At 44.1% G+C, this 13,337-nt stretch carries 11 protein-coding genes; all 11 read left to right on the forward strand.

Annotation, left to right across the window (positions count from 1 at the left end; genetic code table 11):
• The first annotated feature begins 102 nt into the window (after positions 1–102).
• Positions 103–1,209, forward strand: a complete 1,107-nt coding sequence (locus tag PGLA_RS13150) for an ABC transporter substrate-binding protein (RefSeq protein WP_068533397.1) — start codon at positions 103–105, stop codon at positions 1,207–1,209.
• Positions 1,210–1,311: 102 nt separating this feature from the next.
• Entirely contained in the window at positions 1,312–2,232 is a 921-nt protein-coding gene (locus PGLA_RS13155; RefSeq protein WP_068533401.1) for an ABC transporter permease, read from the forward strand.
• Positions 2,232–3,041: an ABC transporter permease gene (locus tag PGLA_RS13160; RefSeq protein WP_068533402.1), complete on the forward strand. Its 810-nt coding sequence runs from the start codon at positions 2,232–2,234 to the stop codon at positions 3,039–3,041. The genes PGLA_RS13155 and PGLA_RS13160 overlap by 1 nt, the downstream gene beginning before the upstream one ends.
• A complete protein-coding gene (locus tag PGLA_RS13165) occupies positions 3,038–4,081 on the forward strand; it encodes an ABC transporter ATP-binding protein (protein WP_068533403.1) in 1,044 nt (347 codons plus the stop codon). Before PGLA_RS13160 ends, PGLA_RS13165 begins: the two co-directional genes overlap by 4 nt.
• A 3-nt stretch (positions 4,082–4,084) precedes the next feature.
• Entirely contained in the window at positions 4,085–4,870 is a 786-nt protein-coding gene (locus PGLA_RS13170) for a DeoR/GlpR family DNA-binding transcription regulator (RefSeq protein ID WP_068533405.1), read from the forward strand.
• A gap of 15 nt (positions 4,871–4,885) precedes the next feature.
• Entirely contained in the window at positions 4,886–5,752 is an 867-nt protein-coding gene (locus PGLA_RS13175) for an alkaline phosphatase family protein (RefSeq protein ID WP_068533406.1), read from the forward strand.
• Between the two features lie 780 nt (positions 5,753–6,532).
• Positions 6,533–8,308, forward strand: a complete 1,776-nt coding sequence (locus PGLA_RS13180) for a cache domain-containing sensor histidine kinase (protein WP_068533408.1) — start codon at positions 6,533–6,535, stop codon at positions 8,306–8,308.
• Between the two features lie 18 nt (positions 8,309–8,326).
• Entirely contained in the window at positions 8,327–9,874 is a 1,548-nt protein-coding gene (locus PGLA_RS13185; RefSeq protein ID WP_068533554.1) for a response regulator transcription factor, read from the forward strand.
• 138 nt (positions 9,875–10,012) lie between these two features.
• Positions 10,013–11,341 (forward strand): extracellular solute-binding protein, encoded by a 1,329-nt coding sequence (locus PGLA_RS13190; RefSeq protein ID WP_068533410.1) that lies wholly within the window; start codon positions 10,013–10,015, stop codon positions 11,339–11,341.
• A 38-nt stretch (positions 11,342–11,379) separates the two neighbouring features.
• Complete coding sequence (locus PGLA_RS13195; RefSeq protein WP_068533412.1) at positions 11,380–12,255, forward strand: carbohydrate ABC transporter permease; 876 nt, start codon at positions 11,380–11,382, stop codon at positions 12,253–12,255.
• Between the two features lie 19 nt (positions 12,256–12,274).
• Entirely contained in the window at positions 12,275–13,156 is an 882-nt protein-coding gene (locus PGLA_RS13200; RefSeq protein ID WP_084411048.1) for a carbohydrate ABC transporter permease, read from the forward strand.
• Positions 13,157–13,337: the final 181 nt, after the last annotated feature.

Raw genomic sequence — 13,337 nt, forward strand, 5'->3', positions numbered from 1 at the left:
ATAATATAGCGGAAATATTCACGATCTATACTTTAGATGGGCTGAAACAACAAGAATACATAGATAACCCACATTAAACCACACGGGAGTGAAGTAGAAATCATGAAACATTGGTTAAAGAGGGAGTTAGCTGTTGGTCTTGTTCTATCTATGTCTGTTCTAATGCTTACCGCATGTGGGGGTAATACCAACAAGGAAGTGAAGGCGAGTACTGAGGTTGAGGTCATCACTTTAGCAGATCTTGAGAAGAAAGCGAAGGAAGAGGGTTCTGTCGTAAGCGTTGGAATGCCAGATACCTGGGCGAACTGGAAGGATACATGGTCGGATCTACAGACTAAATATACGCTAGCGCACACAGACACGGATATGTCGAGTGCTGAGGAAATAGCCAAGTTCGATGCTGAGAAAGACAAGCCGACGGCAGACATCGGGGATGTCGGTATCGCATTCGGACCCGTAGCCATCGATAAAGGCGTAACACAGCCTTACAAAACGTCTTATTGGGATGAAATTCCAGATTGGGCCAAAGATAAAGACGGGCATTGGGTCGTAGGTTACCAAGGTTCGATCTCGTTCCTAACGAATAAGAAGCTTGTACAAACACCGCCCCAAAGCTGGGAAGACCTTAAGAATGGCGATTACAAAATCATTGTCGGTGACGTAACGAAGGCAGCGCAAGCTCAAATGGCTGTTCTGGCCGCGGCGATTGCTTTTGGTGGAGACGAGTCGAACATCGAGCCGGGGATTGCGTTCTTCGAGGACCTTGCGAAAAAAGGCCGTTTATCCAATGCAGAAGCCAGTCTCGCGAATATCGAAAAAGGCGAAGTCGAAGTGACGATGTTATGGGATTTCAACGCCCTCAACTATAGCGATCAGCTTGGCAAAGATAAATTCAACGTAGCCATTCCTAAAGAAGGTAGCGTTGTGAGTGGTTATGCCACAATTATCAACAAATACGCTCCACATCCGTATGCGGCGAAGCTCGCTCGCGAATATATTCTAAGCGATGCAGGTCAGATAAACCTTGCAAAAGGTTATGCTAGACCGATCCGTGACAGTGTGAAATTACCTGAGGACGTTGCGGCAAAATTACTACCTAATGAAGCATATACCAACGTGAAACCAGTTGGCGATTACAAGGTGTGGGAAGCAACAGCTAAGGCCATTCCCCAGATGTGGCAGGAACGTGTTCTTGTACACATGAACTAATCACAGAAGTCTGAATGGTGAGCTGTATCTAGATTGTGGGGCGTCTTCGTCTTCTTGCCGAAGACCCTCCTTTTCTTTATTTAGGGAGGGAAAGTGATAGTCATGAAGTGGAGAAATCGATGGGTTTTTCTAGGTCTAGCCCCTTTTGTACTGATGGTCGTCGCATTTCAATTCGCTCCGATCTTGTCGATGATAACCGGAAGTTTAAGACCAGAAGACGGCCCGGGTTTTACGTTTAGTTACTACGCGAGAGTTCTTCATAGTGCGTACTATTTAAAAGCGATTAAGAACAGTCTACTCATTTCCGTATCCTCCAGCGTAATCGGTATCATCGTCGGACTTATTTGTGCTTACTCGATCACGCAATTCTCACCAAGGATTCGTAATCGACTTCTTATGCTGTCCAATATGACCTCGAATTTCTCGGGTGTTCCGCTAGCCTTCTCGTACATCATCTTGTTAGGTAATAACGGTGTGTTTACGCTGCTATTTAAACAGTGGGGCTGGAACGTTTTCGGTGACTTTAATTTATATAGTTGGACAGGACTGATTTTGGTCTATGTTTACTTCCAGGTTCCACTCGCTTTGTTATTGTTATATCCCTCGTTCTATGGGATTCGTGACCAATGGAAGGAAGCGGCGTCACTTCTGGGTGCAAGTAGGTGGCAATTCTGGACAACGATAGGCATTCCGGTTCTGACGCCAGCAGTATTCGGAACGCTTGGCATTCTTTTCGCAAATGCGATGGGCGCATACGCAACAGCATATGCTCTTGTTGGGGGGAATTACAATTTACTTGCTGTTCAGATCGGGTCCCTAGTGTCGGGAGATGTGGTGAACGAGCCGCAACTGGGCAATGTGCTTGCGGTAATCCTCGCGTTGTCTACGTTACTAGCCGTGTATCTTAATCATAAGATGACGCAGCGGTCTCAAATGTTTAATTCCAATCCATCCTCTATACAAGTTCGGCGACGTCGGAGATTGCTACGGCCATGGGCTACGACCGTGAAGGAGGAATTGTGATGGGGACGACCGTGAAGAAGACGGGTTGGACACATAAATTATTAATGTTTGTGCTTATGATTTACTTGCTGATTCCTTTAGTGGCTACCTTCCTCTATGCGTTCGCCAAAGAATGGCAGACGACTGTGCTCCCTGAGCGATGGACGATGGAATGGTTCAGCGAAATGTTTCAAGATATTCGCTTTCTGGATGCGTTGTGGACTTCCCTGTATTTATGTTCAATAAGTGTGGCGTTAAGTCTAGTTATCATGTTACCTGCTGTGTTTATCATTACAGTCTACTTGCCTAAGTGGGAATCGTTCATGAAAGGCATCGTCGTTCTGCCATACGCCGTACCGGGTGTGGTAGCAGCGGTCGGGCTTATTCGGGCTTATTCTTCGGGACCCATTGAAATCGCGGGAACGGCTTATATTGTAATAGGAGCTTATTTCATAGTCATTCTCCCTTATATGTATCAGGGAATTCGAAATAGTCTGCTCACCGTCTCGGCAGTGGAGTTACTGGGTTCAGCGGAATTGCTAGGTGCTACTCGAATGAAAGCTTTCGTTAGCGTCATCTTGCCGAATATTTGGCCAGGGGTTATGACCTCAACCTTATTATCCTTCTCCGTGTTGTTCGGTGAATTCGTGCTGACCAACATGTTAGTTGGGGGGCATATTCAGACGATCCAGATTTACCTTTACCAGAGGGTTGGGGAGAGTGGGCATTTGGCAAGTGCTATAGCGATATCCTATTTCATATTTATTCTAGTGTTGTCCATGATTCTAATGAAACTTGGTAAAAGAATGAACAGGGGGATAGAAGGATGAATGCATACTTGGAGTTACAGGGGATTCGTAAGCGATTCGGGAATACCCATGTGCTAAATCATGTGGATCTACAAATCCGTGAGGGAGAGCTCGTGACGTTGCTAGGGCCTTCTGGTTGTGGGAAAAGCACGCTTCTACGCTGTATAGCGGGCCTTACGGAAATAGATGAAGGAAAGATTTTGCTTGAGCAGAAGGATATCGTGAATCTGGCTCCTCGTAACCGCGAAATCGGTATGGTATTTCAATCCTATGCTTTGTTCCCTAACTTAACCGTAGTTGAGAATATCCAATATGGCATGAAAATGAGAGGGGCTTCCAAGGAAGAAAGACATAAACGCTCCGAGGAATTGCTTGGGCTCATCGATCTTGAGGACAAACGTGATGCGTATCCCCAACATCTCTCGGGTGGTCAACAACAGCGTGTGGCACTTGCCCGTTCGTTAGCGGTCCAGCCTAAAGTTCTTCTACTTGATGAACCGCTTAGCGCATTGGATGCTAAAATACGCAAAAATCTGCGGACAGAAATCCGTGAAATTCAGAAAACGTTTAACATGACGACGATATTCGTGACCCATGATCAGGAGGAAGCGTTAATCTTATCTGATCGGGTATGTCTCATGAATAAGGGAAGTATTGTTCAGCAGGGAACCCCTGAAGAGTTATATACGACGCCCCGAACAGAGTTTGTCGCTCGCTTCATGGGTAGCTACAATGTGCTGACCAAGCCCGAGGCATTGCGGCTCTTTGAACGGATAGATAGTGCATCCGAAAGCTTCGCAATTCGTCCTGAATCGTTCATTCTTCTGGATGAGGAAGGCCGCAAAGATGCGTTATATGCGGGTAAACGCATTGTGGATGGTAATGTCCATTCCGTCTCCATACTAGGCAATATCATCCGTTACTCGATAGATGCCGCTGGCGTAAGGCTCACTATTGATGCATTGAATGACGGTCGATCTTTTCGGATAGGAGATCAAGGACCTGTAAGCTTAGCGTTAGATGATTCTCAACTGCTACATCTTGAGAAGGAAGGAGCATAAGGAATGTCGATATCGTCGGAAGAACGCAAACGAGTCATCATGGAGCAATTAAAGCTAGAAGGGCAAGTGAAGGTGCCCGAATTATCGTTGCGTTTTACCGTCTCGGAGGAAACGGTTCGTCGCGATCTTGTGTTATTGGAGAGAGAAGGTTTGGTGAAACGAGTATATGGTGGAGCTGTGCTCACGAAGCCGTCTAACTACGAGCCTCCTTATTTACAACGCCAGATTGTGAAGGCAGAAGAGAAAGAACGAATCGGTCGAGCGGCGGCTAATCTTATCAAATCCGGTGACACCATTGCTATTGACGTTGGCACGACGACACTTGAGTTAGCCAAAGCGATTGTAGGACGGGAACGGCTCGCCATATTAACGCATTCTTTTGCGGTTGCCTATCATTTAATGGAATCTCTGAACAGCGGCAGATTCACCGGTAAGATCATCGTCATCGGAGGTGAATTGAATCCTGATCAGCAATCGATGTCGGGCTCCCTTGGCGAAAGTATGATGTCACAGTTCCGTGTAGATAAAGCCTTTATCTCTGTAGGAGGTATTTCCCTGAAGCGGGGAATGAGTGATTATGACTTAGGTGAAACGGTTATTTCACGGTGTATGGTTGCGGCAGCTAGTCAGACGATTGTACTCGCGGACGATTCTAAGTTAGATAAGGAAGCATTTATGGAGATTATGCCTCTTCAGAGAGTGCATGTTGTCGTTAGTAATGTTGCTCCTCCAAGGGAATGGGCGCAGATGCTCAGGAACAATCATCTGCAATGGATAGAGGCGAAATAATGAGGGGGATGGCGTATGAAGGAAACAGCTGGCAGACTTATCGTTATTGTCTTGGATGGACTCAGATATGATTCGGCACGCAAGTATTTAGGTTACATGGAGCACCTTGTAGAGCAAGGAGAGGTTACTTGTTATCAGGTTCGATCCGAACTGCCCAGCCTCTCTCGCCCGCTCTACGAAGTCATACTTACCGGAACTCCTGCTGTGAAGAACGGCATAACAGCAAATCATATCGTGAGATTAAGTCAAGAGCAGAGCGTGTTCCATATTGCTAGAAAGGCTGGAATGAGAACGGCCGCAGCAGCGTATCATTGGGTGAGTGAGTTGTATAACTCTGCGCCCTTTAACCTCGTAACGGATCGTCATCAGCATGACGAGCACAAACCGATCCAGCACGGAGTATTCTACTTCGAGGATCATTATCCAGATAGTCACTTATTCGTGGACGCCGAATATTTGCGTACGACGTACGACCCAGATTTCTTATATATTCATTCCATGAACATAGATGATGCGGGACACAAGTTCGGAGGAGAAAGTAAAGAATACGAGGGTTCAGTTCGTTTAGCAGATAGCATGCTTGCGACTGTGGTTCCACTTTGGTTATCGCAGGGTTATCAAATCATCGTAACTTCCGACCACGGGATGAACGCCACTAGACAACATGGAGGCACGGAACCTGAGGAGCGGCATGTTCCTCTCTATATTTGGGGAGAATCACCCATCTCTCACATGAATAATAATGGACAGTTCTTGTCCCAGCTGATTCTTGCTCCGTTAATGTGTCATTACCTCGGACTTACACCTTCTAGTGAAATGAAGGACCTTGGTGAACCAGCACTAGAAGAGATTAGACTACTCACGGATAAACAGGAGGGTTAGCCTGTGAAAGTTGATATGCATTTCCATCTAGAGGAAGGTCCTTATTCGTTACGTTGGTTGTCTCGGACTTTACAAGCATTGGCTTCCACGGAGCTCAAGCATGATTAGATCGGTATTTAACGACGGGACGATCACGTGGGATCGAAGTGTTCGGTGTAGTTGATCATCTATATCGCTTCCGGGAATGTCGGTCGTATTATGAGAAACATATGTTGTTGGATGATAGTCCGATAGGTAGATTGCAGCGGTCTTGGCTGGATCAGGTCTGTGTGGCTTCGCTCCCCGAGTCCTTTGTTCCTATCGATTCTAGCACAGTATCACGTTCCGCTTACTTTACCTTCTGACGCCCATTTTCCGGACGATATCGGCATGCTATTAGATGAATCTACAGCAGCGGCGGTAGACTAGGGATATACGGAATGGACCGTGTTCAGAGCGCGTAAGCCGATTAAATTACCTATTTGAAATTACAATGTAATGTATGTAGATGCCGCCCTGATCCAACACGTATGTGGGATTAGGGCGGTCTTTTCCGAAATATAAGAAAGTATAAGTTTCACTTGATACTCTATTCCTTATATTTCTACTTGTATGGACATCTGGCTCATATTTTGTCAGAACTGAGTCTTAAGGATGTATACCCTATTACAGGAATATGTTACCATTGGATGAAAGTGAAGGGTACATTCATAATAGTGTTTAATAAGTTTTGGAAGCGTTTGCAGATATAAATATAGGTTCTTAATTCTGTTAATGTGCAGCTAAGATAGAGGTGCGAATATGAAAAACTGGCTAGGAAGATCACTTAAACACAGATTATCGCTGTTGATCATTGTGGCTACACTTGTTCCGTTACTGTTCCTTGGATTCTTCTCATATAGAATAGCGGCAAACCTTACCGAAGAAAAGGCAAAAATATCAGGTATGAACACGTTACGTCAGCTTGAGGCCTACTTGGCTACAATGGTCAAAGACGTGGAGAATATGTCTTTATTTCTAATTGGACATAACGGTGTACAGAATTACTTGAAGTCTCCTGAGGGAGATTTCGTCCAACAAACGTCGATCATTAATTTCTTAACGAATCTGGCCTTCTCCAAAGAGTATATAGCGAACATCATTATAGAACCACTGAGCGCCAAACCACCGATTTCACATAAATCGTTAGTCGGGTCGGACTTCACAGATATTACGCAAACCCTGCCCAATTATTATGATGATCATCCGAACTGGTGGTCCTCTGTCCACCGACAGTGGACCTTTGATGGGGCACGTAAAGTCATTACACTCGCCAGACTAATCCGTAGTACAGATAAATTCATTCCTATCGGAAAAGAACAAATTAATCTGGATCAGGCCGTTATTGCACAACAAATCAGACAATCTGTTTTGGAAAAGAGCGGGTTTGTTCTACTTCTCGATGAGAAGAATCGAATTCTCGCTGGTCCTGCTGAGTGGGGAACAAATCTCCCACTAACTTATTATTATCCGAAAATAGGACCATTTGAAGGCGCAAGCGGGTTTATGGATTACGGAGAAGGGTCTGACAAGAAGACCATCCTCTATAAAACGATGGACAGTGGAAACTGGAAGTTGGTTGGGATCATACCCTCTGAAGAATATCGTTCGCAAAACCGCTATTTTCTTACGTTGACGGCTGTAGCTGTCTCGGTTGCGATTCTTTTTGTGATTATTTTCGTTCTCGTTCTTATCCAGAAAATAACCAAGCCATTGTCCGCTTTAACTAACTTTCTTAAGCATTCAAGTCCGGAAGAACCTATGCCTGCCATTCCTGTGAAGTCCATAGATGAAGTTGGACAGCTTATTGTTAGCTATAACAAATTAAGCTCCCGTATTGTTAAACTGACTGACGAAGTCAAATGGAATGAATCTCTTAAAAAAGAAGCAGATATGCAGGCACTTCAAATTCAAATAAATCCCCACTTTTTGTACAATACATTGTCCTCCATTCACTGGCTGGCGCTTATGAACGGAGATGCTAAAATTGCTGAAATGGTAGGCTCATTGAGCGAATTTCTAAGATTTAGTCTAAATAATGGACAAGAATATTGTTCCATTGAACAAGAGATCATTCATGTCAAGAATTATGTGAATATTCAATCCATTCGGTATCCTAATAAATTTGAATTTCAAGTGAACGTGGAGGCTAGTATACAGGAACAACATTTCATGCTGAAACTTCTGTTGCAGCCGTTGGTTGAAAATGCGATGTTGCATGGCATATTGAAGCGTGACGGACAAGGAAGGATTACGATCTATACGGCGTGTGATGAACAAGGCATTAATTTCACCGTAGAAGACGATGGTATCGGGATTCCACCAGAGCGCTTGGAGTCGCTTCGAACTAAGTTGTTGGATCTACCTACTCATGAGAGTCAGATTCCAACGAAAGGGGGGTATGGGTTGCGTAACGTTAATAACCGACTCTTGCTTCATTACGGGAAGGAATCAGGGCTTCGAGTGGATAGTACAGAGGGAGAAGGAACACGTATTATGTTTACCATTCCCTACACAGAGTACGGAAATAACGAATAGAAGAGGGAGATGATGAGAGTGAAAGTACTAATTGTTGACGATGAAGTGATCATTCGTACTGGATTAAGCACAGTAATCAATTGGGAAGATAGTGGATTTACGGTACTTGAACCGGCCGCTTCTGCTGAGGAGGCACTCCAACGGATCCCTAACGAATGGCCAGAGATCATTTTTACGGACATTCGAATGAGTGGGAAAAGTGGTCTGCAGATGGTTCATGAAGTCAAGAAGGAATACCCAGACATGGAAATGATTATTATCTCAGGTTTTGATGACTTTGCATACGCACAACAAGCCTTGAGGGAAGGGGCTAGCGATTATTTGCTCAAAACAAGCCGTCCCGATGAGATCATCCAAGCGGCGCTACGTGCAAAGCAACGACTCGAACATCGAAGACATGAGTATGAACAAGTTAAAGCGAAAGAAATTGTAGTGAATCGGAGTTTCCTAAGACAACTGTTAGCCTCTGCATCTAATCCAAACGAGCAGATTGTAACGGAACTATGGAATAGATATCCGGCATTACGCGTGAAGAAAGGTGAGCAGCTGCTTCAAATGTGGATCATTACAGCACAGGATGAGGATCTAGAAGAGGTCCGTGATCCCGAAGTGCTACATGCTGCACTTGGCCAAATGTTAACGGGCCTGTTGCCATGTGAATGGCTCCACTGGAATCAATCCTTATTGTTACTCGTGAAAATAGAAGTAGATAACAACGGTTGGGACCCGGTAGAGTGGGCTATTCGAAAAGCGGAAGAAGCGTTACATTTTCAAATATTTGCGGCCTGTGGTCGGAGTGTGGAAGATGCATACCAGTTACGTGAAGCTATGAACACAGCTGTGGAAGCTAGTTCCTATGTGTGGCTACTAAGTCATGAGCGGAGTGTGCGTTATGAAGAAATCGAAGAACGTAAAGGGCTTCGTATGGTATGTACGATGGAAGAAGAAACCACACTCTTCACCTTATTACGGGCAGGTAATATGGAAGACTTACATGTGGGAATTAAGAATATATTGGAGCGGAGCAAGCAGGATGTTCAGGCGACACCTAACTCAGTTCAGGCTTACCTACACTCTTTAATCATGGCTGGATATCGGTGGTTGGAACGGGCGGCGTCTTCAATCGGATATTCTAATGTGCTACCTCATGGCGAGGATGTGAACAAGCTAGAACTGGCGAAGAGACCAGAGCAGGCACTCATGTATCATTTTGAAGCGATGATGAAACAGTACAGTCTTATAGTTTCCGGCACAAGTCCGGTTCAGCGGGCCCTTGAGTATATTCAAGATAACTTAGATCAAAGCCCCTCACTGAGCCAAGTGGCCAAACATGTGCATATGAACCCAAATTACTTCAGTGAAGTATTCAAACGGGAGACCGGACAGAACTATATTGAATTCATTACACAGGCTAAGCTACGCAAAGCAATGGTGATGTTAAGTGAGACACCTGCTAAAATCAGCGAAGTGGCAAATCGAATTGGATATGAAGACATTAAACATTTTAATCGTTTGTTCAAAAAATTTACAGGACAGACCCCTTCGGAGTATCGTGGAAAAATCTGAGAATTGTCCCTCTATCAACTGAATTATATCCCCTATGTATCGTTGTCCCCCCTCTTTATACTTAAGATATTCATTAAAAGAGGATGAACTAAGGTTATCTTTTGGTTCATTCTGTATAACTACTAAGGGGGATTGACTATGAAAAAGATGCAGAAAATGAGTCTAATGTTATTGATCATGATGTTCATTATTTCAGCTTGTGGGAATAGCGGTAACACCAACAAGAAGGCGGAAGAACCTACCACGAAGGACGAGAAGGTTAAGCTGACTGTTTGGCATAACTTTGCTGGAGATGACTTACGTGCCAAAACAGTAAGATCACTTATTGAGAAATTCCAACAGGACAATCCTCAAGTTGAACTTGATGCACAGGCAATTCCTCCGGATGGTTATCGTCAACGTTTAAGCACAGTTGCGGCTGGTAATGAACTTCCAGACTTATTCTTCGTCTATGCAGGAAGTCATTCCGCTGAATTATATAAAGCAGGATTGTTGCAACCGATTACAGAACTGACAGTTGAGCATCCTGACTGGACAAGTAAATTCCTTCCAGGAGCTTTTGATCCGTATAAATTTGAGCAAGATCAGATTTACTCAGCTCCTATGGGTATGTCAGCAACTTCTTTCCTTTACTACAACACATCCATATTTGAGCAATACAACGTTAAAGTACCGACAACTTGGGATGAATTGATGACCGCGATTAAGGTCTTTAATGATAACAAAATGACTCCAATTGCACTTGGTAATAAAGCGCCATGGGTTGCTCAATCAACAATCATCGGTGCAATTGGCGAACGTGTAACTGGAACAGAATGGTTTAAGAATGCAACAGCTCAAAAGGGCGCGAAATTCACAGATCCTGAATTTATTGATACATTAGGTTACTTTAAACAACTTGTCGATAATAAAGCGTTCCAAGAAGGTGCGAACAGTATCGATAATACGCAAGCAGAGCAATATTTCATTCAAGGTAAAGCAGCTATGATGATCAGCGGAGCTTGGAGTCTTACCAACTTAGCAGCTTCTGCGAGTGAGGAGCAGATGAAAGTTATTGATGTAACTGTACTTCCGTCTATTTCAGGAGGTAAAGGAGATGCGAACACCATTACTGGTGGAGCAGGAGCTGGTCTAGCATTAAGCAAACGTACAGAAGGTGCAACGAAAGATGCAGCCCTCAAACTTATATATGCAGTTAGCGGTCCGGAAGCTCAGAAAGCGATAGCAGAGAGTAACTCCATGGTTATGTACGATACAGAAATTGATCAATCTAAAGTAAGTTCGTTGTACTATAAAGCGTTTAATTTGGTCAAGAAAACTGGAATCACTCCAGTATATGATGCATATCTGTCAGCGGAAGCAGGAGAAGTTATCAATAACGGGCTCCAAGAAATTATGACAGGCGGCACGGTAGAAAGTGTTGCGAAGAAGCTTCAGGACGCTCAAGCAAGAGCTGTTACCCCATAGATATGGCATCCTGATTCGACATTTGGAGGGAAGTTACCATGCCTACTGCTGTACGTAGTAAAGGATTTATTGCACTAGCCCTACTTCCGGCACTTCTTCTGTTTGTGGTGTTTGTCATAGTTCCTATTTTTTGGTCAGCTTACTATGGCTTCTTTGAATGGAAAGGTATCGGAGCAACGAAGTTTATTGGTCTGGGTAATTACCGTGAAATTCTGCAAGATCACATTTTTTGGAGAGCGCTTAGAAATAATATGATTTTGGTGGTATCAGCGATTATCGGTCAGGTTCCTATTGCACTTATTCTAGCGATAGTGCTGCTAAAGAACTCCTTCTTTAGCCGATTTGTAAGGTCCGCGGTATTTATGCCGATGGTTCTTTCAACAGTTGTTGTAGGTCTTATTTGGGGTTATATCTACAATCCGCAGTTCGGACTAGTGAATACCATTTTGGAGGCAGTCGGGCTTGAGTCTTGGACTCGAGCTTGGCTCTCTGATATCAAAGTCAATATGTTGGCTATCACAATTCCGATTAACTGGAGTAATATCGGTCCTTATATGATCATCTTTATTGCAGCACTACAGAATATATCGCCTGAAATAGATGATGCTGCAAATATCGATGGGGCGCAAAAGGGCAAAAAGCTGTTCTACGTAACACTACCTATGATCTGGAGCACTGTGGTAGTTACCCTAGTACTTTGTATCTCGGGAAGCTTGAAGGCGTTCGATCATGTTATGGTGATGACCCACGGGGGACCGGCACAATCGACAGAATTGCTTGCCACTTACATGTACAACAACACGTTTCGTGTTTACCGGTATGGGTACGGTTCTGCCGTGTCCACCATCATCATGATTATTAGCGCCTTACTGATCGGGATAAATTATATCCTGACCCGTAAGAAAGCTGATTAACGAGGGAGGAGGAAGGGGCGTGGAATTAGGAACAACTAGGACTGCTAGAACTACCATCAAATCCCCAGGTAGGAAGCTTGCGGACAAGGGATTATCCCTACTTGGAAAGTTGATATTACTCGGATATGCCGTAGGTACGCTATATCCTTTGTATTGGCTGTTCATTAGTGCATTTAAGACGAATGAAGATTTCTTTCAGCGTCCTTATGCCCTACCGAAGGCTTGGATGTCAGATAATCTATTTCGAGCGTGGGACCTTGGAGATATGGGAAGAGGGATGCTCAATTCTACATTCGTAACGATAACTTCAGTCATCCTGACGCTTGTCCTCGGTCTTCTAGCAGGTTACGTGCTTTCACGATTTCAATTCAAGTTTAAGAAGGTTGTCGTAGCCTTATTCTTGGCAGGACTACTTATTCCGATTCATAGTACGCTTGTCCCGTTATTTCTTATGATGAAAGAGGTCGGCTTGTTGGATACGTACGGTGCGCTCATTTTACCGTATACGGCGTTTGAACTTCCGATCGCCATTTTCTTAAGCATGGGTTATATGGCCTCTATTCCAAAAGAAATTGAGGAAGCAGCTATGATCGACGGAAACGGTTGGTGGGGGATTTTTGGAAGAATTATATTCCCGCTGTGCACGCCAATTATCGCGACCATTACCATCTTAGCGTTTCTACGGTTCTGGAATGATTTCTCGTTTGCCCTTGTATTCATTAACACGCAGGCGTTGAAGACACTTCCACTAAGTCTAGCGTTATTCTCAGATGGGTTTGGTACCGATTACGCCTTGACAATGGGAGCGATGGCGATCGCAGTTATACCAACGATTGTTGTGTATCTGATTCTACAAGATCAGATTATGAAGGGCATGGTAGCAGGGTCAATTAAAGGCTAAGTAGGAGAAGTCAGCTTGTTGGGCTGTGGATTAACATGCCACGGCTCTTATGAAATACAAAAAGAGAACCCTTAAAGTTCTCCTTTTTGTGCTTCATTCGTTAAGCATGTGCTCCCAGATATCCTGTAAAGATATCGTATTCTAGTATGAAAAAGTAGACTAAAAATTGTATAGACAAACG

The organism is Paenibacillus glacialis, assembly GCF_001637205.1.
In the GTDB taxonomy this organism is placed as follows: domain Bacteria; phylum Bacillota; class Bacilli; order Paenibacillales; family Paenibacillaceae; genus Paenibacillus_AQ; species Paenibacillus_AQ glacialis.

Bases quoted from the DNA above. Each gene is read 5' to 3' on its own strand.
- PGLA_RS13155 (WP_068533401.1), top strand. From the start codon at position 1,312: ATGAAGTGGAGAAATCGATGGGTTTTTCTAGGTCTAGCCCCTTTTGTA.
- PGLA_RS13165 (WP_068533403.1), top strand. From the start codon at position 3,038: ATGAATGCATACTTGGAGTTACAGGGGATTCGTAAGCGATTCGGGAAT.
- PGLA_RS13180 (WP_068533408.1), top strand. From the start codon at position 6,533: ATGAAAAACTGGCTAGGAAGATCACTTAAACACAGATTATCGCTGTTG.
- PGLA_RS13175 (WP_068533406.1), top strand. From the start codon at position 4,886: ATGAAGGAAACAGCTGGCAGACTTATCGTTATTGTCTTGGATGGACTC.
- PGLA_RS13150 (WP_068533397.1), top strand. From the start codon at position 103: ATGAAACATTGGTTAAAGAGGGAGTTAGCTGTTGGTCTTGTTCTATCT.
- PGLA_RS13160 (WP_068533402.1), top strand. From the start codon at position 2,232: ATGGGGACGACCGTGAAGAAGACGGGTTGGACACATAAATTATTAATG.
- PGLA_RS13170 (WP_068533405.1), top strand. From the start codon at position 4,085: ATGTCGATATCGTCGGAAGAACGCAAACGAGTCATCATGGAGCAATTA.
- PGLA_RS13195 (WP_068533412.1), top strand. From the start codon at position 11,380: ATGCCTACTGCTGTACGTAGTAAAGGATTTATTGCACTAGCCCTACTT.
- PGLA_RS13190 (WP_068533410.1), top strand. From the start codon at position 10,013: ATGAAAAAGATGCAGAAAATGAGTCTAATGTTATTGATCATGATGTTC.